The sequence below is a fragment of the Stenotrophomonas sp. YJH_SMC_69 genome, from assembly GCF_059370495.1.
The window spans coordinates 22,454-43,297 of record NZ_JCAFTS010000009.1; the positions used below are offsets into that span (position 1 = coordinate 22,454).

18 protein-coding genes are annotated in these 20,844 nt (G+C 68.5%); 11 read left to right on the forward strand and 7 right to left on the reverse strand.

Translation table 11 applies throughout. The annotated features are described in order from the left end of the window. Positions 1-74: 74 nt before the first annotated feature. Both AC5P8F_RS15410 and AC5P8F_RS15415 read right to left on the reverse strand, forming a co-directional pair. Positions 75-635: an HAD family hydrolase gene (locus AC5P8F_RS15410; protein WP_197607933.1), complete on the reverse strand. Its 561-nt coding sequence runs from the start codon at positions 633-635 to the stop codon at positions 75-77. 115 nt (positions 636-750) lie between these two features. Beyond that, the gene (locus tag AC5P8F_RS15415) at positions 751-1,314 is read right to left on the reverse strand and encodes a DUF3658 domain-containing protein (RefSeq protein WP_049442015.1); all 564 of its coding nucleotides are present in this window, start codon (positions 1,312-1,314) and stop codon (positions 751-753) included. A gap of 160 nt (positions 1,315-1,474) precedes the next feature. Between AC5P8F_RS15415 and bioB the strand changes: the two genes are divergently transcribed. The 5 genes from bioB to bioC all read left to right on the forward strand — a co-directional run bounded on the left by bioB (position 1,475) and on the right by bioC (position 6,313). Then, entirely contained in the window at positions 1,475-2,518 is a 1,044-nt protein-coding gene (gene bioB / locus AC5P8F_RS15420) for a biotin synthase BioB (protein ID WP_014648762.1), read from the forward strand. Between the two features lie 67 nt (positions 2,519-2,585). Further along, positions 2,586-3,809 carry an 8-amino-7-oxononanoate synthase gene (gene bioF / locus AC5P8F_RS15425; RefSeq protein WP_014648763.1) on the forward strand — a complete coding sequence of 408 codons (1,224 nt, stop codon included), beginning with the start codon at positions 2,586-2,588 and terminating at the stop codon, positions 3,807-3,809. An 18-nt stretch (positions 3,810-3,827) separates the two neighbouring features. Further along, entirely contained in the window at positions 3,828-4,607 is a 780-nt protein-coding gene (bioH, locus tag AC5P8F_RS15430) for a pimeloyl-ACP methyl ester esterase BioH (RefSeq protein WP_049442018.1), read from the forward strand. A 29-nt stretch (positions 4,608-4,636) separates the two neighbouring features. Next, positions 4,637-5,416 (forward strand): SDR family oxidoreductase, encoded by a 780-nt coding sequence (locus AC5P8F_RS15435; protein WP_014648765.1) that lies wholly within the window; start codon positions 4,637-4,639, stop codon positions 5,414-5,416. Positions 5,417-5,428: 12 nt separating this feature from the next. After that, entirely contained in the window at positions 5,429-6,313 is an 885-nt protein-coding gene (gene bioC, locus AC5P8F_RS15440) for a malonyl-ACP O-methyltransferase BioC (protein ID WP_014648766.1), read from the forward strand. A 77-nt stretch (positions 6,314-6,390) separates the two neighbouring features. Here the strand turns inward: bioC and AC5P8F_RS15445 are convergent, their stop codons facing one another. Together AC5P8F_RS15445 and AC5P8F_RS15450 are read right to left on the reverse strand one after the other, a co-directional pair. Further along, positions 6,391-7,035 (reverse strand): YdcF family protein, encoded by a 645-nt coding sequence (locus tag AC5P8F_RS15445; protein WP_032957535.1) that lies wholly within the window; start codon positions 7,033-7,035, stop codon positions 6,391-6,393. Beyond that, positions 7,020-7,982, reverse strand: coding sequence for a pyridoxal-phosphate dependent enzyme (locus tag AC5P8F_RS15450; RefSeq protein ID WP_014648768.1), 963 nt, complete (start codon positions 7,980-7,982; stop codon positions 7,020-7,022). Before AC5P8F_RS15450 ends, AC5P8F_RS15445 begins: the two co-directional genes overlap by 16 nt. Before the next feature lie 160 nt (positions 7,983-8,142). Here AC5P8F_RS15450 and AC5P8F_RS15455 point away from each other — a divergent pair, with 160 nt between their 5' ends. Continuing rightward, the gene (locus AC5P8F_RS15455; protein ID WP_032957537.1) at positions 8,143-8,634 is read left to right on the forward strand and encodes a hypothetical protein; all 492 of its coding nucleotides are present in this window, start codon (positions 8,143-8,145) and stop codon (positions 8,632-8,634) included. 547 nt (positions 8,635-9,181) lie between these two features. Next, positions 9,182-11,071, forward strand: coding sequence for a tRNA uridine-5-carboxymethylaminomethyl(34) synthesis enzyme MnmG (gene mnmG / locus AC5P8F_RS15460; protein WP_227864355.1), 1,890 nt, complete (start codon positions 9,182-9,184; stop codon positions 11,069-11,071). 112 nt (positions 11,072-11,183) lie between these two features. Here the strand turns inward: mnmG and smeC are convergent, their stop codons facing one another. From smeC to smeA, 3 genes are read right to left on the reverse strand one after another with little or no spacing between them, the layout of a single operon-like run. Continuing rightward, a complete protein-coding gene (gene smeC, locus AC5P8F_RS15465; RefSeq protein ID WP_262225235.1) occupies positions 11,184-12,599 on the reverse strand; it encodes a multidrug efflux transporter outer membrane subunit SmeC in 1,416 nt (471 codons plus the stop codon). After that, positions 12,596-15,745 carry a multidrug efflux RND transporter permease subunit SmeB gene (gene smeB / locus AC5P8F_RS15470; protein WP_262225233.1) on the reverse strand — a complete coding sequence of 1,050 codons (3,150 nt, stop codon included), beginning with the start codon at positions 15,743-15,745 and terminating at the stop codon, positions 12,596-12,598. The genes smeC and smeB overlap by 4 nt, the downstream gene beginning before the upstream one ends. A 12-nt stretch (positions 15,746-15,757) precedes the next feature. Further along, positions 15,758-16,954, reverse strand: coding sequence for a multidrug efflux RND transporter periplasmic adaptor subunit SmeA (gene smeA / locus AC5P8F_RS15475; RefSeq protein ID WP_197575366.1), 1,197 nt, complete (start codon positions 16,952-16,954; stop codon positions 15,758-15,760). A 128-nt stretch (positions 16,955-17,082) separates the two neighbouring features. Between smeA and baeS the strand changes: the two genes are divergently transcribed. The 4 genes from baeS (at position 17,083) to AC5P8F_RS15495 (ending at position 20,789) form a co-directional block, all read left to right on the forward strand. Beyond that, positions 17,083-18,474, forward strand: a complete 1,392-nt coding sequence (gene baeS / locus AC5P8F_RS15480) for a sensor histidine kinase efflux regulator BaeS (RefSeq protein WP_049442029.1) — start codon at positions 17,083-17,085, stop codon at positions 18,472-18,474. After that, entirely contained in the window at positions 18,471-19,160 is a 690-nt protein-coding gene (locus AC5P8F_RS15485; protein WP_014648775.1) for a response regulator, read from the forward strand. Before baeS ends, AC5P8F_RS15485 begins: the two co-directional genes overlap by 4 nt. Positions 19,161-19,295: 135 nt before the next feature. After that, positions 19,296-20,117, forward strand: a complete 822-nt coding sequence (locus AC5P8F_RS15490; RefSeq protein ID WP_262225228.1) for a nucleotidyltransferase domain-containing protein — start codon at positions 19,296-19,298, stop codon at positions 20,115-20,117. Positions 20,118-20,258: 141 nt separating this feature from the next. After that, positions 20,259-20,789, forward strand: coding sequence for a gamma carbonic anhydrase family protein (locus AC5P8F_RS15495; protein ID WP_075075641.1), 531 nt, complete (start codon positions 20,259-20,261; stop codon positions 20,787-20,789). Positions 20,790-20,844 lie beyond the last annotated feature (55 nt).

The window sequence follows — 20,844 nt, forward strand, 5'->3', positions numbered from 1 at the left end:
CTGCAGGCCTTGCAGGATGCGGTGAAACGCGCGAGTGCGGGTGCTCGCCGATAGCACCTGCCCTGTGCAGCTACCTATGCCTGCAGGCGCTCCCGCCACCGGCGCTTCTCCACCGCACGCACGTTGGGCTGCTGCCGCAGCCACTCCAGATACAGCTGCAGATGGGCCAGCTCGTCATCAGCCGGATCACCGGTGAACTCACGCACCGCGACCAGATTTCCGTAGTTTCTGGCGTACTTGCCGGGCGTGTCATCGATACCGATCATCTGCTCCAAACGGAAGCCGTGGCGCTTCAGCTTGCCCAGCCGCTTCTGCGAGGTGTAACCGCCGGTTTCCCAATCACGGGCCGTGCTGCACCGCGGCGCGGACCACAGGAACGCCAGCGGACGCCCCGGCATCAGCCGGTCCACCAGCGGTTCGGCGTACAGTTGCCCGGACGACGTCCACACACCCACCGTGAAATGGGCAAAGGCATAGTCGAGGAATGCCTGCAGATGGGGCCGCAGGTAGACGTGGTAGCCGACGAGGCGGAAATCTGCGGGTCGCTCCAGTTCACGCTCGCTGGCATGCACCAGCGTCTCATCCAGATCGAGTATCAGCAGCTTCCCGCCCTGCGGCATCGTGTCCGGTTCCATGCGCATCCTTCTTTCATTGCCTCGGCTGCCGCCATCTTCTGGATGGACTTCAGCATGTGTCCTTCCAGCAGGTAGATGTAAGCACAGTTCCAGCCAGGTCCTGGTGGGCGCAAGCCTACTGCCGGACGCGCACTTCGCAACAGCCCATCCGCGTGAGGTCGCCCTGTGCCTGCAACATGCCCCGTTCCACCAGCATGCGTACACGCCCTGCATAGAACACATCGGGAATTCCCGATCGGCACTTCGGCTGCAGCGACATGACCATGCCCACAATGTAGGCGATCTTTCGGAACTGCCCGTCGCAGAGGGAGAACAGCTGCTCATCGATCGAGGCGATGTCCTCGCTGGTCAGCGCGGCGATGTTCTGCCGCGCCAGGTCAGTGAGATGGGCATCGTTGTCGGAGCGCTCGTCCGTATCGCGCAGGCAGCCATTGATGGCCAACAGGCGAACCAGCACATAGTGTCCGAAAGCCTCGAGCTCCTCCTTGGGCAACGTCGCCGGATCGAGCTGCCCTGCCGGGTAGTCCTTGAAGGTCACGAAGACGTGGTTCTTCCACTGCCCTGGCGTGTCGGACTGGCGCAGATCATCCAGCACCACGCGCAGGCCGCCGTCGGGCAGCTCGGCAAGGCTGCACAGCACCGCGTCGCGGCGGATCGGGTAGGACTGGTAGCTGTTCATGGCACGTGCTCGCGCGTCCGTATGCAGCAATGAACTTACACCGCAGCGCCCATTCATGGCGGTCAACCGATGTAAACCACATGGGAAGCAATCAAGTTGACAGGGCTCGCCAACCCACCCACACTGCCGCCCTCGCTCCACTCGTACCCAAGGTCCCGCCATGGCTGCTGCCATCCGCCACGACTGGCAACACGACGAACTGCAGGCGCTGTTCGATCTGCCGTTCCCCGAGCTGCTGTTCCGCGCCGCCGCAGTCCATCGCGAGCACTTCGACCCAGCGCAGGTGCAGGTGTCCACGCTGTTGTCGGTGAAGACCGGCGGCTGCCCGGAAGACTGCGCGTACTGCCCGCAGGCACAGCGCTACAGCACCGGGGTGAACGCGCAGAAGCTGATGGACACCGACGCGGTGCTGGCCAAGGCACGCCAGGCCAAGGCTGCCGGCGCATCGCGCTTCTGCATGGGTGCCGCGTGGCGATCGCCGAAGGACCGCGACATCCCGAAGGTGGCGGCGATGATCGCCGGGGTGAAGGCGCTGGGCCTGGAAACCTGCGCCACGCTGGGCATGCTCAGTGGCGAGCAGGCGCGTGCGCTGAAGGACGCCGGCCTGGACTACTACAACCACAATCTCGACACCGCGCCGGACTACTACGATTCGATCATCCACACGCGCCAGTACCAGGACCGCCTGGACACGCTGGCGCACGTGCGCGATGCCGGTCTGAAAACCTGCTGCGGCGGCATTGTCGGCATGGGCGAGACGCGCGCGCAGCGCGTGGGCCTGCTGCTGGCGCTGGCCACGCTGCCGGCGCATCCCGATTCGGTGCCGATCAACAAGCTGGTGCAGGTGGCGGGCACGCCACTGCATGGCAGTGCCGAACTGGATCCGTTCGAGTTCGTGCGCATGATCGCGGTGGCACGCATCGCCATGCCGCGTTCGATGGTGCGGCTGTCGGCCGGTCGCGAGGCGATGAGCGACGAACTGCAGGCGCTGTGCTTCGTGGCCGGTGCCAACTCGATCTTCTACGGCGACAAGCTGCTGACCACCGGCAACCCGGAGAGCGAGCGCGACCTGGCCCTGTTCGCGCGGCTGGGGTTGCAGCCGATGGCGGTGCAGGTGGATGCCGAGGGCCACGACCACGGCGGCACCGTGCACGCTGATATCAGCGCCGATGCGCCCGCCTGTGGCTGCGCTCACGCGGCCTGAGACGGGCCGCAAGCAGGCGCCGCGGCAACGCGCTACCCTAGCCGCCCCGTCGCCGCATTCAGCCGCCATGGCCCGCCCCGACCTGACCGCCCGCCTCCACGCCCAACGCGCCCTGCGCGATGCCCAAGGCCGTCGCCGCACGCGGCGCACGGTCAGCCGTCGTGATGGCGTCCGCCTGGAGGTGGACGGCCAGTGGCTGACCGGCTTCTGCAGCAACGATTACCTGGGCCTGGCCCAGCAGTTCAGCGTGGTCAACGCATTGCAGGATGCGGCCGCACGCGAAGGCTCCGGCGCGGGCGCCTCGCATCTGGTCTGCGGCCACCACGCTCTGCATGAGGCACTGGAGCGCGAAGTGGCGGAGTGGCTGGGCTACCCGCGCGCGCTGCTGTTCGGCAGTGGCTTCGCCGCCAACCTGGCCGTGCAGCAGGCGCTGCTGAGCGAAGAGAACGATGTGTGCGTGCAGGACAAGCTCAACCACGCCAGCCTGCTCGATGCGACGAGGCTGGCGGGTGCGCGCCTGCGCCGTTATCCGCACCTCGACGCCGAAGGCGCGATGCGCCAGCTCAAGCACGCGCCCGATGGCGCGGCGATGCTGGCCACCGACGGTGTGTTCAGCATGGATGGCGACATCGCACCGCTGCGTGCATTGTCGCTGGTGGCACGCCTGCAGCAGGCGCTGTTCTATGTGGACGATGCGCACGGCGTGGGCGTGGTCGGTGATGGCCGTGGTGCCGTGGCCGCCGCCGGGCTGGGCGTGGACGATGTGCCGCTGCAGCTGGTCACGCTGGGCAAGGCACTGGGCGGTTCCGGCGCGCTGGTGCTGGGCCGCGACGACCTGGTCGAGCACCTGGCCGAAACCGCGCGCCCGTACATCTACACCACTGCGATGCCGCCGGCGCTGGCCGCCGCAGCACTGGAAGCGGTGCGCCTGGCGCGCCGTGACAACTGGCGGCGCTCGAAACTGACCGATCTGATCGCGCTGTTCCGCGGCGAAGCCCGCCGCCATGGCCTGGACCTGATGGCCTCGGAAACGCCGATCCAGCCGCTGCTGTGTGGCGACGACCATCGCGCCGTGGCGATGTCCCAGGCGTTGGAACAGGCCGGTTGGCTGGTCGGCGCGATCCGCCCGCCCACGGTTCCCGAAGGCAAGGCGCGCCTGCGCGTCACGCTGTCCGCGCTGCACACCCCCGAGCAGGTGCGTGGCCTGGTCGAAGCCATTGCCAGCGCGCGCGATCGCGTCGACCTGGCCGCGCGTGAGGCCGCGCCACCGCCGCTGCCTGTCTTTGCCTGAGCCTGTTGCCGTTTCCCCATGCATATCGACGTCACCGGCCAGGGGCCGGACCTGGTACTGATCCATGGCTGGGCCCTGCAGGGCGGCGTGTTCGCGCCGTTGGTGCAACGCCTGGCCGGTCACTTCACCCTGCATCTGGTTGATCTGCCGGGCCATGGCCACAGCCGCGATGACACCACGCCGCTGCGCCTGCCGTTCGTGGTCAATGCCATTGCCGCGGCCACGCCGCCTGCGGTGTGGTGCGGCTGGTCGCTGGGCGGCCTGTTCGCGCTGCACGCCGCCGCGACACTGCCGAAGGTGCGCGGGCTGGCGATGATCGCGGCCACGCCGCGCTTCGTGCGTGGCGACGACTGGCCGCATGCGGTGGAGCCGGCGGTGTTCGAGCAGTTCGGGCGCGAGCTGGCCACCGACTTCGGTGGCACCCTGGAACGCTTCCTGGCGTTGGATGTAATGGGCTCGGCACACGCCCGCGAGGAGCTGCGCACGCTGCGCCAGCGCCTGGTCGAGCGCGGTGCACCCACCGAACGCGCCCTGCTGGAAGGCCTGCGCCTGCTGGAAAGCACCGACCTGCGTGGCGCACTGCCGACGCTGGCCAAGCCCAGCCTGTGGATCGCCGGCCAGCGTGACCGGCTGGTGTCTCCGGCGGCAATGCAGGCCGCCGCGGCACTGGCCCCCGGTGCGCAGGCGCTGACCATCGCCCACGGCGGCCATGCGCCCTTCCTCGGCCATGCCGACGAGGTGGCCGCCGCCCTGCAACACTTCGTTGCCGGCCTGTCACCGGCCGATGGCGGACAATGAGCGCCTTCCTCATTCCGCAGGATTGATGCATGGATCTGGGTATCAACGGCCGCTGGGCACTGGTCTGCGGCGCAAGCAAGGGGCTGGGCCTGGGCTGCGCGCGTGCGCTGGTGCGCGAGGGCGTCAACGTAGTGATCGTGGCCCGTGGTGAGGCTGCGCTGCAGGCCGCCGCCGAAGCGCTGCGCGCCCTGCCCGGCGCCGCCGAAGTCCGCGTGGTCGCCGCCGACGTGACCACCGAGGCCGGTCGCTCCGCAGCGCTCGCCGCGTGCCCGCAGGTGGACATCCTGGTCACCAATGCCGGTGGCCCGCCGCCGGGCGACTTCCGCAGTTTCGAGCGCGACGACTGGATCGCCGCACTGGACGCCAACATGCTGGCGCCGATCGCGCTGATCCGCGCCACCGTGGACGCGATGATCGCGCGTGGCTTCGGCCGCATCGTCAACATCACGTCCTCGGCGGTGAAGGCCCCGATCGACATCCTGGCGCTGTCCAACGGCGCGCGCAGCGGCCTGACCGGCTTCGTCGCCGGCCTGTCGCGCCGTACCGTGGCGCACAACGTCACCATCAACAACCTGCTGCCCGGCCAGTTCGACACCGACCGCCTGCGCGCCAACTTCGCCCACAGTGCGGGCAAGGACGGCAATGCTGCCGAAGTGGCCGAACGCCGCCGCCAGCAGATCCCGGCCGGCCGCTTCGGCACGGCGGATGAATTCGGCGCGGCCTGCGCCTTCCTGTGCAGCGCACAGGCCGGTTACCTCACCGGGCAGAACCTGCTGATCGACGGCGGCGCCTACCCCGGTACGTTCTAAGAGACTTTCGCAATGCCGTCCCACTTCGATGCCCGCCATGTCCGCCGCGCGTTCGCCCGCGCCGCCAACAGCTACGACGCCGCCGCCGCCCTGCAGCGCGAGGTGCAGGCGCGGCTGGTGGAATCGCTGGACTACCTGGAGGCACGCAAGCCCGAGGTAGTGCTGGACATCGGCGCGGGTACCGGCCACGCCAGTGCGCTGATGAAGAAGCGCTGGCCGAAGGCGCAGGTGATCGCGCTGGACGTGGCGCTGCCGATGCTGGATCAGGCCAAGCGCCAGGCCGGCTGGTGGAAGCCGTTCCAGCGCCTGTGCGGCGACGCCGCCGCGCTGCCGCTGGCCGACAACAGCGTGGACGTGATCTTCAGCAACCTGTGCCTGCAGTGGGTGGACGACCTGCCGGCGGTGTTTGCCGGCTTCCGCCGCGTGCTCAAGCCCGGCGGCCTGCTGCTGTGCTCCACCTTCGGCCCGGACACGCTGGTCGAACTCAATGAGGCCTTCGCAGCCGCCGATGATCGCCCGCACGTGAGCCGCTTCGCGCAGATCGCCCAGTTCGGCGATGCGCTGATGATGGCCGGTTTCCGCGACCCGGTGCTGGACCGCGACCTGTTCACCCTGACCTACGACGACCTGCCCTCGTTGATGCGGGAGCTGCGCGCGATGGGCGCGACCAATGCGCGGGTGGACCGCCGCCACACGCTGACCGGGCGTGGCCGCTTCGCCGCGGCGGCAGCGGCGTATGAACCGATGCGACGCGCCGACGGCAAGCTGCCCAGCAGCTGGGAAGTGATCTACGCCCACGCCTGGGCACCGGACCCGGGCGCACCGATCCGCGAAGGCGGGCATGACGTGGCCTCGGTGCCGGTGTCGGCGATTCCGATCCGGCGCAAGCAGACCTGATCGTCTGGTCGTGCCGGCCGCTGGCCGGCAACCTCACGTTTCCACGATGGGCGTCTGCCCAGATCAGGTTTCCGCCCTCAGGTATTGGCCGGCGAACTCAGCGGCGGCCGCACCAGGTCGCGGTGGAAGAAATAGATTTCCTGCACCAGGAAGCGCCAGCTGGTGTGGAAGCTGCGGAAGCGCGTGCTGGGCGTGGACGAGGCCAGCGCATCGATGCCCAGCGCCTTGCTCAGGCGCAGCGCGCGCGCCATGTGCAACGGGTCGCTGACGATGATCACCCGGTGCAGGTCGCGCTGGTCCATCAGCCGCTTGGCCTCGACCAGGTTCTGCACGGTGTTGCGCGAGGCGGTCTCGATCAGGATCGCATCGTCCGGCACGCCATGCTTGAGCGCATAGCGCCGCGCCACCTGCGATTCGGAAAAGCGCGCGCCGGTGCCACCGTAGCCGCCGGTGAAGATCAGCAGTGGCGCGTACCGGGCTTCATAGAGATCCAGGCCATGACGGATGCGTTCTTCAAAGACCGGCGACGGCTTGGCGTCATAGGCCGCCGCACCGAGCACGATGATGGCGTCGGCCTTGGCTGCCTGGTCGCGCTCCCCCACCCAGACGATCCAGGCGGTCACGCCCAGCAGCCAGACCACCAGCAGCACGAACAGCCGCCACAGCCAGCCCAGCAGGCCGGTGCGGGGCCGGTGCCCGTCGCGGCTCAAGGCGCCCCCCAACGCAGCGCGGGCAGGTCGACATTGCCACCGGACAGCACCAGGCCCACCCGCAGGCCGGCGAACCGCTGCGGCTGTGCCAGCACCGCGGCCAGCACGGTGGCCGAGGACGGCTCGACCACCTGCTTGAGCACCTCCCACAGCAGGCGCATCGCGGCCATGGTGGCGGCGTCGTCGACCACGATCACCTCGACGCCGGCCGCGCGCAGCAGCGCGAAGTTGGGGGCGCCGATCAGGGTACGCAGGCCGTCGCAGATGGTGTCAGGGGTGAACGCGCCCTGGCGCTCGCCTGCGGCCAGCGAGCGCGCGGTGTCGTCGGCACCGGCCGGTTCGGCCAGCACCAGCCGGGTCTGGGGACTGGCGAACTGCAGGGCCCGGGCGGTACCGCTGGCCAGGCCGCCCCCTCCGACTGGGACTACCAGCACGTCGAACGGACCGTCGCTGTGCAGCAGCTCCAGGGCCGCGGTGCCCTGCCCGGCCATCACCGCCGGGTCCGCATAGGGATGGACCAGGGTCGCGCCGGTATCGGCCTGTACTTTGGCGCAGGCGGCCTCGCGGTCGGCGATGGTCGGCGGGCAGCGCCAGAGCGTGGCACCGTGGCGGGCGATGTTGGCCAGCTTGGCCGCCACCGCACCTTCGGGCACCACCACGTGGCAGGGAATGCCACGGGTGCGCGCGGCCAGGGCCAGGGCAGCGCCGTGGTTGCCGGACGAATGGGTGACCACGCCGGCACGGGCGCGATCGGCATCCAGCGACCACACCGCGTTGCAGGCCCCGCGGAACTTGAATGCGCCGCCGCGCTGCAGGTGCTCGGCCTTGAACGCCAGCTGCGCGCCGGCCAGCGCATCAAGCGTGCGCGAGCGCAGCACCGGGGTCACGCTGGCGTGCGGCGCGATCCGCGCAGCGGCAGCCAGGACATCGTCGGCACGGGGCAACAGTGAATCGCTCATGACGCAAGATTAACGTATGGCCCCACGCTGGCGACCCCGGCACAGGTCATGCCAGCATGAGGGCCTTCACCTCCATTCATCCTGGGCAGTGAAGTTAAGGGCCGATTCAACGCCTGCGCACGAAGCTGACTGCACAACCCGTCCTCTGGGGGGACCCACCATGAAAACGCGCCTGATGCTTGCCGGTGGCCTGTTGCTGGCCCTGACCGGCTGCACCACCTACGACTATGTCGGCGGTGGCCGCAGCGGCAGCTACTACCACGGTGCGCCGTCGGTGGAGTACCGCTACCCGGCCGGCTATCCCTACAACTACGGCTACCCTTACTACGGCGGCTATGGCGGCTACTACGGCGGCTATGGCAATCCGTACTACTCGCGCCCGATCTACCGCCCGCCGCACAACCACCGTCCGCCACCGCGCCCGCCCGGCAACGGTGGCGAGAACCGTCCGCCGCCGCCGCCGCGGCCGTCGTACAACGGCGGTTCGCCGTGGCGGAACATGGACTCGATGCGTCGCCCGCCGCAGTCGAACATCCAGCCGTCGGCGCCGCCGCCGCCGGCCCGTCCGACCCCGGCGCCGAGCGCGCCGAGGATGAACGGTTCCCCGTGGCGCAACATGGATCGTGGGACGCAGCGCACAGTTGAGCGCTGAACCGTCTTGCATTTCACCCGGTCCAGGTTGCACTCTACGGAACCGGTGACGGCCCGCGTCACAAAGTGACAAAAAGCGAGACGGGCCGCCGCAAAAATCTCTACGTCGATATCCGACAGGAACATCTGGATCCCCCCTGTTCCGGCCCTGTCGGATGTCGGCACCTCTGAAGACAGACGGCCCCGCACTGCGGGGCCGTCTGTTTTGCCGGGTCGCCAACCGGAGAGAGCCCCAGCGTCGGTAGATCCACGCCATGCGTGGTCGGGCCTTTCCCGGCAATCCCAAAAAAACAGGGCCGGACAGTCCCCCGACTGCCGGCCCTCTGCTCCCCCACCGTGCGCCTGTACCGGCCCCTGTTCCAATTCCGGTCACGGGCGCCTGCGGCGCCAGCCACGGTGGGTGCTATTGGGTTATCTGCAATAATCCTGCCAACTTTAGGGCTGATTTCGACGCCGGCCGGCCGGCACCGACGCCGCGGCCCCGAATGGCGCTAAAATCGCCACCCCGGCGCCGCCCCGGCCGCGCCTGCCCCCAGCTGAACAGCCCCATGAACCCGTCCTTCCATCGTTACGACGTCATCGTCATCGGCGGTGGCCACGCCGGCACCGAAGCCGCGCTGGCCGCGGCCCGTACCGGCGTGCGCACCCTGCTGCTGACCCACAACATCGAAACGGTGGGCGCGATGAGCTGCAACCCGGCCATCGGAGGCATCGGCAAGGGCCACCTGGTCAAGGAAATCGACGCCCTGGGCGGTGCGATGGCGCATGCCGCCGACCGTGCCGGCATCCAGTGGCGCACCCTCAATGCCTCCAAGGGCCCGGCCGTGCGCGCCACCCGCTGCCAGGCCGACCGCAACCTGTACCGCATGGCGATCCGCGCCATCGTTGAAGGCCAGGCCAACCTGACCGTGTTCCAGGCGGCCGTCGATGACCTGGTCATCGACGGCGACGCCGTGCGCGGGGTCATCACCCAGACCGGCCTGCGCTTCGATGCCGAGGCCGTGGTGCTGACCGCCGGCACCTTCCTGGCCGGCAAGATCCATGTCGGCCCGACCCAGTACGCCGCCGGCCGCATGGGCGACCCGCCGGCCACCACGCTGGCGGCGCGCCTGCGCGAGCGCCCGTTCCAGGTGGACCGCCTGAAGACCGGCACGCCACCGCGCATCGACGGCCGCTCGCTGGACTACAGCGTGATGGACGAGCAGCCCGGCGATTCGCCGCGCCCGGTGATGTCCTTCCTGGGTTCGGTGGACGAGCATCCGCAGCAGGTCAGCTGCTGGATCACCCACACCACCGAACAGACCCACCAGATCATCCGCGACGCGCTGCACCGCTCGCCGCTGTACAGCGGCCAGATCGAAGGCATCGGCCCGCGCTACTGCCCGTCCATCGAGGACAAGGTGGTGCGCTTCGCCGAGAAGGCCAGCCACCAGATCTTCGTCGAACCCGAAGGCCTGGGCATCGTCGAGATCTACCCCAACGGCATCTCCACCTCGCTGCCGTTCGACGTGCAGCTGGAGATGGTGCGCAGCATCCGCGGCTTCGGCAACGCGCACATCACCCGCCCCGGCTACGCGATCGAGTACGACTTCTTCGATCCACGCGGGTTGAAGGCTTCGCTGGAAACCAAGCTGGTCAACGGCCTGTTCTTCGCCGGCCAGATCAACGGCACCACCGGCTATGAAGAAGCCGCCGCGCAGGGCCTGCTGGCCGGCCTCAACGCCGCACGCCAGGTGCGTGGGCTGGACGGCTGGTGCCCGCGTCGCGACGAGGCCTACCTGGGCGTGCTGGTGGATGACCTGATCACCCACGGTACCAACGAGCCGTACCGCATGTTCACCAGCCGCGCCGAATACCGCCTGCAGCTGCGCGAGGACAACGCCGACCAGCGCCTGACCCCGGCCGGCCGCGAGATGGGCCTGGTGGATGACCAGCGCTGGAGCGCGTTCGAGACCAAGCAGGCCGCCGTCGCCGCCGAGCGCGCGCGCCTGGGCGCGCTGTGGGCGACCCCGGCCAATGCGCTGGGCCGCGAAGTGCAGGACACGCTGGGCGTGGCGGTCAGCCGCGAAACCAACGTGCTGGACCTGATCAAGCGCCCCGAGCTGGATTACGCGCAGCTGATGCAGGTGCCGTCGCTGGGCCCGGCCGTGGCCGACGCCAAGGTGGCCGAGCAGGTGGAGATCGGCGTGAAGTACGCCGGCTACCTGGACCGCCAGCGCGAGGAGATCGAGCGCCAGCAGCGGCATGAAGCCACGCCGATCGCCGAAGGCTTCGACTACGCCACGGTGCGCGGGCTGTCGGCCGAAGCGCTGCAGAAACTGGAGCGCGTGCGCCCGCAGACCATCGGCCAGGCGCAGCGCATCCCGGGCATGACCCCCGCGGCAATCTCGCTGCTGCTGGTGCACCTGGAGCGTGCACGCCGGGGCCGCGTGGCGTAGGCAGCACCGTCCGCTTCTGGTGGGTGCCGACCTTGGTCGGCACGAATCATCAGATCGCGACACTCCATGCTTCCGTGCCGACCAAGGTCGGCACCTACCAGAGCAGGGCGCGTTACCGTGCGTCTGCGCCACCGCCCAGCACCTTGAACAGCGTCACCCGGTTTCCCGCTTCCTGCTGCTGCAGCGCGATCAGGTCCTGCTGCGCGGCAAACAGGCTGCGCTGCGCATCCAGCGCCTGCAGATAGCCGTCCAGCCCGGTGCGATAGCGCGCCTCGGCCAGCGTGTAGCTGCGCTGGCTGGCGGCGACCAGTGCCCGTTGTGCCTCCATCTGCGCGCCCAGGTGATCGCGCGTGGCCAGGGCATCGGCCACTTCACTGAAGGCCTGCTGGATCGCCTTCTCGTACTGCGCGATGCCGATGTCCTTGCCAATCTTCGAGGCATCCAGTGAGGCCTTCAACGCACCGGCGTGGAAGATCGGCGCCGTGATGCTGGGCGCGAACGACCAGCCGCGGGTGCCGGCCGAGAACAGCGTCGACAACGCGGTGGAGCTGTGGCCGTAGTTGGCAGTCAGCGTCAGCGTCGGGAAGAACGCGGCGCGCGCGGCGCCGATATCGGCGTTGGCCGCCTGCAACGCGTGTTCGGCGGACAGCACGTCCGGACGCTGCAGCAGCACGCTCGAGGGCAGGTTGGAAGGCAACGGCGCCAGCCCCACGGTGCCGTCCAGTGCCTGTGCGCTGGGCAGCAATGCCGCGTCCAGCGGAGCACCCACCAGTAACTGCAGCGCATCACGATCCTGCGCCTGCTGGGTCTGCAGCCTGGCCAGCGCAGCGCGCGCGGCGTCCACACTGGTCTGCACCTGCGACAGGTCCAGGCCCGAGGCCAGGCCTTGTGCATGGCGGGCCTCGGTGCGCTGCAGGGTCTGCTGCTGACTGTCCAGCGTCTGCCGGGTGAACGCCAGCGACTGCTCGTCGGCCGCCAGCGCCAGCCAGGCCGTGGCCACTTCGGCGACCAGGCTGGTGCGCGCCGCACGCTGGTTCTCGGCACTGGCCAGCCAGTTCTGCAGAGCCTCGTTCTTCAGGCTGCGGATGCGCCCGAACAGGTCCAGTTCCCAGCTGCTGAAGCCCACCTGCACGGCATCGGCTTCGGTCACCTGGCTGACGCCGATCTCGCTGTTGGCATCACTCACCCGCGAGCGGGTGATGCTGCCGCTGGCATCCACCGATGGCAGCAGCGCCGCACGCTGGATGCGGTACTGCGCGCGTTCCTTCTCCACCTGCAGCACCGCCACGCGCAGGTCGCGGTTGTTCTGCAGTGCCAGCGCGATGACCTGCTGCAGGCGCGGTTCCAGGAACACCTCGCGCCAGGCCGGCATCGCCAGTGCTGGCCCGGTCTCGCCGGTGGCGGCATTGGCGAACTGTGCCGGCACCGGCGCCTCGGGGCGCTGGTAGTGCGGGGCCATGCTCACGCAGCCGCCCAGCACGGTGGTCATCGTTGCGGCCGCCAGGGCGCGCAGCAGCATCGGCTTCATGGGCGTGCCTCCGGGGCAGTGGCGTCGGCCGGCGCACGGCCCGGGAACAGGCGGCGCACCAGCAGGTAGAACAACGGCACGAAGAACATGCCCAGCACCATCGAGGCAACCGTGCCGCCGGCCACGCCGGTACCCAGCGAACGGCGCGCGGCCGAACCGGCGCCGGTGGCGAACACCAGCGGCAACACACCCATCAGGAACGCCAGCGAGGTCATCACGATCGGGCGCAGCCGCAGATAGACCGCCTGCAGGATCGCTTCGCGGGTGCGCTTGCCCTGCTGCTCGAGGATGCGCGCGAACTCGACGATCAGGATGCCGTTCTTCGCAGCCAGGCCAATCGTGGTCAACAGACCGACCTGGAAGTACACGTCGTTGTTGAGGCCACGCAGGTTCATCATCAGCACGGCGCCGAACACGCCTACCGGCACCGCCAGCATCACCGCGAACGGTACCGCCCAGCTTTCATACAGCGCGGCCAGGCACAGGAACACGAACAGCAGCGAGATGGCGTACAGCATCGGCGCCTGGTTGCCCGACAGCTGTTCCTGGTAGGCCATGTCCGACCAGGCGTGGCTGAAGCCATCCGGCAGTGTGTCGGCCAGGCGCGCGATCTCGGCCATCGCCTCGCCGGAACTGACGCCTGGCGCCGGCTGGCCGGTGATCTCCATCGCCGACACGCCGTTGTAGCGCTGCAATGCGGCCGGTGCACTGGTCCAGTGCGCACTGACCAGCGACGACAGCGGCACCATCTGGCCGGCCTGGTTGCGCACGCTCCAGCGCTCGATGTCCTGCGGCTGCATGCGGGCTTCGGCCGTGCCCTGGATGAACACCTTCTTGATGCGGCCCTTGTAGATGAAGTTGTTGACGAAGTCGCCACCCAGCGCGGCGTTCAAGGTGTCATTGATGTCCTGCGGATTGACGCCCATCGCCTGCGCCTTGGCGTCGTCCACCTTCACCGCGTACACCGGCGCGTCTTCCAGGCTGGCGTAGCGCACGTTGACCAGCTTCGGATCCTTGGCAGCGTCCTTCAGCAGCGTGTTGCGCGCGGCCACGGCGGCGGCATGGCCGGCACCGCCTTCGTCCTGCAGTTCCAGGGTGAAGCCACCGGCATCGCCGAGGCCGAGGATGGCCGGTGGCGAGGTGATGAACACCTGCGCATCGGGCACGCTGGCCATGGCCGCGGTCAAGCGCGCGGCGATGGTATCGGCATCGTCCTTGCGGTCGTCCCAATCCTTCAGCCGGATGAAGGCCTGGCCGACGTTCTGGCCACTGCCGCTGACACTGAAACCTGCGGTGGCCTGGATTGACAGTACGCTGTCGTCCTTCACCGCGGCGGCGCTCAGGCGATCCATCACGGCACGGGTCTGCTCCAGGGTGGACCCGGCGGGCAGCTTCACCAGCGCGTTGAGCATGCCCTGGTCTTCATCGGGCAGGAACGCGCCCGGCAGGTGCCACAACAACAGGCCGGTGGCCACGCTCAGCACCAGGTAGAACAGTACGCCCAGCGTGCGCCGGCCGAGGAAGCGGTCGACGCGATGGCGCAGTCGGTTGGAGGTGCGCTCGAAGCGATGGTTGAACCAGATGAAGAACTTGCCCAGCAGGCCCGGCTCGCCAGCGTGGTCGCCATGCGGATGGCCGCCCTTGGGAATCTGGTGCAGGATGCTGCCGCACAGCGCCGGGGTGATGGTCATCGCCACCAGCACCGACAGGATCATCGCAGCGGCGATCGTCACCGAGAACTGGCGATAGATCACGCCGGTGACACCGCTGAAGAACGCCATCGGCAGGAACACCGCGGTCAGCACCAGCACGATGCCGACCAGCGCGCCGGTGATCTGGCCCATCGCCTTCAACGTGGCTGGCTTCGGTGCCAGCCCTTCGAAGGTCATCACCCGCTCCACGTTCTCCACCACCACGATGGCGTCGTCCACCAGCAGGCCGATGGCCAGCACCAGCGCGAACATGGTCAGCGTATTGATCGAATAGCCGAAGGCGGCCAGCACGCCGAAGGTGCCCAGCAGCACCACCGGCACCGCGATGGTCGGGATCAGCGTGGCCCGCCAGTTCTGCAGGAACAGGTACATCACCAGCACGACCAGCGCGATCGCCTCGATCAGGGTGATCACCACTTCCTTCAGCGAGATGGTCACGAACGGCGTGGTGGTGAACGCCACGTGGTAGGTGTAGCCATGCGGCCAGTACTTCTGCAGCTGCTGCAGTCGTGCCTCGACGGCCTTGGAGACGGCGATGGCGTTGGCACCGGCGTTGAGCTCGATGCCCAGCGAGGCCGACGGCTTGCCGTTGAACGTGCTGATGCTGTCATAGCTTTCCGGGCCCAGGCCGATCGTCGCCACGTCGCCCAGGTGCACCACGCTGCCATTGGCATCGGCCTTGAGCACCACCTGCGCGAACTGCTCGGGCGTGTGCAGGCGGCTGCGCGCGGTCACGGTCGCGTCCAGCTGCTGGCCCTTCAGCGCCGGCTGGCCACCGAGTTCACCGGCCGACACGTCGGTGTTCTGCGCCTGCAGTGCGGTCTCGATGTCCGACGGCATCAGCGCGTACTGGCGCATCTTTTCCGGGTCCAGCCAGATACGCATGGCGTATTCCTGGCCGATCGGCTGGATGTTGCCGACACCGCTGACGCGGCTGATCTGGTCGTCGATGCGCGCTTCCATGAAGTTGGCGACATCGAAGTTGTCCATGCTGCCGTCTTCGCTGGTGAACGACAGCACCTCGAAGATCGAACCGCTGGACTTGGTGATGGTCAGGCCGTTCTGCTGCACCGCCTGCGGCAGCGTCGCCATCGCGGCCTGCAGCTGATTCTGCACCTGCACCTGCGCGGTGTCCGGGTTGGTGCCGGTGGCGAACACCAGGTTGACCTGCGCCGAGCCATCGGAAGCACTGGTCGAGGTCATGTACATCAGGTGGTCCAGGCTCTGCTGGGACTGCTCGATGACCTGGGTGACCGCGTTTTCCACGGTCTGCGACGAGGCGCCGGTGTAGGTGGCGCGGATGGTGATGGTGGGCGGGGCGATCTGCGGGTAGCGGTCCACCGGCAGGATCAGGATCGCGAGCAGGCCGAGCAGGCTGACCGCGATGGCGATCACCCAGGCAAAGATCGGCCGGTCGATGAAGAAACGAACCATGCGCGGCAGGCCTCAGTGCGACTTTTCGTCGGTGTTGCCGTTCGGGTCGACCGCCGGCATCGCCGCCAGCTGCGCCGTGGTGGCCGCCACCGCCTTCACCTGCTGGCCCAGCGCTACCGCACTGCCGTTGCTGACGATCACCCGCTCGCCAGCCTTCAGGCCCTGCGTGATCTGCCACTGGTTGCCCACCACCTGGCCGGTGCTGACCCGCCGCTCGACCACGCGATCCTCTGCGTCGAGCAGGCGCAGCAGCGGCTCGCCACGTTCATTGCGCAGCACCGCCTTCTGCGGCACCAGCAGGGCACGCGCATCGGTGGCCATCGGCAACACCGCCTTCAGGTACATGCCCGGCAGAAGCAGGCCCTCCGGGTTCGGAATGACCGCGCGCAGCACCACGTTGCCGGTGCCTGGATCGACTGCGCTGCCGACGAACTCCAGCGTGCCCTCATGGGCATAGGTGCTGCCGTCCTCCAGCAGCACCTTCACCTGGGCCTTGCCATCGATGGCCTTCACCAGGCCGGCGTCGAGCTGCTTGCGCAGCGCCAGCATCTGCGTGCTGGACTGGGTCACATCCAGATAGACCGGGTCCAGCCGTTGAATGGTCGCCAGCGCCGCGTCCTGGCCGGCGGCGACCAGCGCGCCGGCGGTGACGCTGGAGGTACCGATGCGGCCGTCGATCGGTGCGGTCACCCGGGTGTAGTCCAGGTTGATCCGCGCGGCCTGCAATGCCGCGCGCGCGGCAATCACGTTGGCCTGGGCCTGCTTCAGTGCCGAGGTGGCATCGTCGGCGTCCTGCTTGCTGGCCGCGTCCATGCCCAGCAGCGTACGGGTGCGCTCGGCCTTCGGCTGCGCCGACAGCACAGCGGCCTCGGCCTGCGCCAGCTGGCCACGCGCGGTATCGAAGGCGGCCTGGTACGGCGCCGGATCGACCTGGTACAGCAGCTGCCCGGCCTTGACCTGCTGGCCTTCGGTGAACAACCGCTGGCGGATCAGCCCACCGATCTGCGGCCGCACCTCGGACACCTCGAACGGCACCGCCCGGCCGGGCAGGGTCCGCTGCAGTGCCAGCGGTTGCGCGCGGGCGGTGATGACGCCGACTTCGGGGGTGGCCGGGGCCTCGGTCCTGCCCGCCGAGCAGGCCGCCAGGCCCAGCAGCAGGGGCAACAACAACGCACGGGGGGAGCGGAACAGCGGACGCAGGAGTGACATGGGGGGCGTGGGGGCCTTTCGTTGACCCGTGCACGCTGCCGTGAAAGTGTGCAGAGAATATGGAGATTGTGCGACCGGCTCAGCGGGCGCTTGCTTTCGGCGCCGCATGCGCCGCTAATGGCCCGGCGATGGCGAAGATTCGATTCAAATTCGGCCTGACCGCGAAGACCTTCCTCGCGATCTTCACCGCCTGCCTGCTGGTGCTGGCAGTGAACGGCATTGCCAGCCGCGTGGCGTTCCAGACCGGCTTCCTGGACTACCTCAACGACCAGGGCGACCTGCGCATGCAGCGCGTGATGCCACACCTGCAGCGCGAGTACCGCACGCAAGGCGGCTGGGAGCATCTGCGCGGTGACAGTGACCGCTGGGCGCGGCTGCTGCGCCCGGACCTGGGCCATGGGCACGAGGGGCCCGTGCCGCCGCTGTCCGACCAGACCGGCGTTCCCTCGCGGCTGGGCCTGTTCGATGCGCAGCATCGGTTCGTGGCCGGCAACCCGGACGCGATCAGCGACGACGAGCCGCACAGTGTGCAGGTGGACGGACACACCGTCGGCTGGCTGGGCATGGTGCCGTTCCAGACCGTCATCGCTACCAACGACCTGAATTTCTACAACACCCAGATGCGCGCATGGTGGGTGATCGGCATCTCGCTGCTGCTGGTGACCGTAGTGCTGGCCTGGCTGGTGTCGCGCGCGCTGCGCCAGCGCCTGGCCAAGCTGGCCGCCGCCACCCACCGGCTCGCCGCCGGCGACTACGCCACCCGCATCGAGCGCACCAGCGATGACGAGCTGGATGCACTGGTCAACGACTTCAACCGGATGGCGCAGGCGCTGGACGACACCGAGCGCAACCGCCGCGCCTTCATTGCCGACATCTCGCACGAACTGCGCACGCCGCTGGCGGTGGTGCGCGCCGAACTGGAGGCGATCGAGGATGGTATCCGCCCGCTGGACCGCGCCAACCTGGGTGCCCTGCAGGGCGAGATCCGCCAGCTGGGCAAGCTGATCGACGACCTGCACGACCTGTCGATGACCCAGTCCGGCGGCCTGGCCTACCGCTTCGCCCCGCTGGACCTGGTGGCGCTGGTGCGCAGCGAGCTCAATGGCATGCGCGTGCGCTTCTCCACGGCGGGGCTGGCACTGGAAGAAGCGCTGCCCGCCACACCGCTGCAGGTGTCCGGTGACGAGCGCCGCCTGCAGCAGGTGCTGGCCAACCTGCTGGAAAACGCACTGCGCTATACCCATGGCGGCGGCCGCGTGCGCGTGCAGGCTGCGCGCGTGCCCGCCGGCGTGCAGCTGATCGTGGAAGACACCGCGCCGGGCGTACCGGCCGACAAGTGCGCGCTGCTGTTCGAGCGCTTCTACCGGGTGGAGAGTTCGCGCAACCGCGCCAGCGGCGGCAGCGGGCTGGGCCTGGCCATCAGCCACAACATCATCCTCGCCCACCACGGCCATATCCACGCCGAGCCCTCGCCGCTGGGCGGGCTGCGCGTGGTCGTCACCCTGCCGGAGTCCGCATGAGCCTGTCCCCCGCCGCGTCCGCGAAGATCCTGATCGTCGAGGATGAGCCACGCCTGGCCTCGGTGCTGCGCGACTACCTGGCCGCCGCCGGCATGACCAGCGAATGGGTGGACGATGGCGGCCAGGTGATCGACGCATTCGCGCGCTACCAGCCCGACCTGGTGCTGCTGGACCTGATGCTGCCGCAACGCGATGGCGTGGACCTGTGCCGCGAACTGCGCGCCGGCAGCGACGTACCGGTGATCATGGTCACCGCGCGGGTGGAAGAGATCGACCGCCTGCTGGGCCTGGACATCGGTGCCGACGACTACATCTGCAAGCCGTTCAGTCCGCGCGAGGTGGTGGCGCGGGTGGTGGCAGTGCTGCGCCGTTACCGCCCGGACCCCGCTGCACGCGCCAACAGCGGGCTGCACATCGACGAACCGGCGGCACGCGCCACCTGGAACGGCAAGGGCCTGGACCTGACGCCGGTGGAATACCGCCTGCTGCGCACCCTGCTGGCCACGCCCGGCCGGATCTGGGCGCGCGATGAGCTTCTCGACCGCCTCTACCTGGACCACCGCGTGGTGGTCGACCGCACCGTCGACAGCCATGTGCGCAACCTGCGCCGCAAGCTGGCCGACGCCGGCATGGAAGGCGAACCGATCCGTTCGGTGTACGGCATGGGCTACAGCTACGAACCCTAGCCGGTAGTGCCGGCCGCTGGCCGGCAACCGCAGAATTCCAGGTGCGCCCATTGAGGTTGCCGGCCAGCGGCCGGCACTACCCGTGCGCAACTGCGCTACAGTCGAGCACGCTCGACATCAACGGATCACGACTGCATGGACGACATCCACCCGATCGCGCCGGGCAAGCGCGCCGCCATTCTTTCCAGCCTCGCCGACATCGAACGGCGACACGACGTGCGCGTTCTGCTGGCGTGCGAGTCCGGCAGCCGTGGCTGGGGCTTCTCTTCGCCGGACAGCGATTACGATGCACGCTTCATCTACGTGCATCGCCAGCCGTGGTATCTCACCGTCAACGAGAGCACCGGCCCCGGCGATGCGCAGCGGGACGTGATCGAACTGCCGATCGACGATGAGCTCGATGTCAGCGGCTGGGACCTGCGCAAGGCATTGCGCCTGGTTTCAAAATCCAATCCGACACTGATTGAATGGCTGCGCTCGCCGATCATCTACCAGCAGGATCACACCGCAGTGTCGCAGCTTTGGAAGGCAGCTGAGTCGTTCTATTCACCACTGGGCACGTGGTGGCACTACTTCAACATGGCGCGCTCGAACCATCGCGGTTACCTGCGTGGCGAAACGGTACGCACGAAGAAGTACCTGTACGTGCTGCGCCCACTGCTGGCCTGCCAGTGGATTGAGCACGAACAGACCCCCCCGCCGATGGCCTTCGAGGACCTGCTGGACCGGCTGCTGCCGCACGGCCCGGTGCGTGAAGCCATCGATGGCCTGCTGGCGGTTAAACGCGCCAGTGCCGAGGTCAGTGCCGGACCACGCATCGCGGCGATCAGCGATTTCATCGATCGTGAACTGGCCATCCGGACTGCGCAGGCGCCGCAGCTGCCCGCTGGACACGGTGATGCGGCATGGCTGGATGAGCTGTTCCGGCAGATGCTGGCCGAGCACGCGCCGATCTGAGCGGCTGCACCTGACTCGGGTAGTGCCGGCCGCTGGCCGGCAACCGCAGAATTCCAGGTACGCCCATGACGTTGCCGGCCAGCGGCCGGCACTACCACGCAGGTATCATCGCGGTGAACGCCCTGATTTCCGGAGACACCGATGAACCCGCTGCGCCCCTTCCGCGACAAGATGCCCGTCCTCGGCCAGCGCGTGTACATCGATCCGGCCTGCACCCTCATCGGTGACGTGGAACTGGCCGAGGACGTATCAGTGTGGCCGGGTACGATCATCCGCGGCGACGTCAATTACGTCCGCATCGGTGCGCGCACCAATGTGCAGGACGGCACCATCATCCACGTCAGCCACCACAGCCCGTACAACAAGGCCGGTTACCCGACCCTGATCGGCGAAGGCGTGACCGTCGGCCATGGCTGCATCATCCACGCCTGCACCATCGGTGATTACAGCCTGATCGGCATGGGCGCCTGCATCCTCGATGGCGCCCGTGTGGAACGCCATGGCTTCGTCGGTGCCGGAGCGGTGGTCGGCCCGGGCAAGGTGGTCGGTGAAGGTGAGCTCTGGGTGGGCAACCCGGCCCGCCCGGCGCGCACGCTGAGCGACAGGGAGATCGAGTCGCTGCACTATTCGGCCGACCACTACGTGCGGCTGAAGGACGAATACCTGGGCTGAACGGCCAACGCCGCCATGCGGCTCTGCTAAAGTCTGGGCCCGACCAGGACCTGTC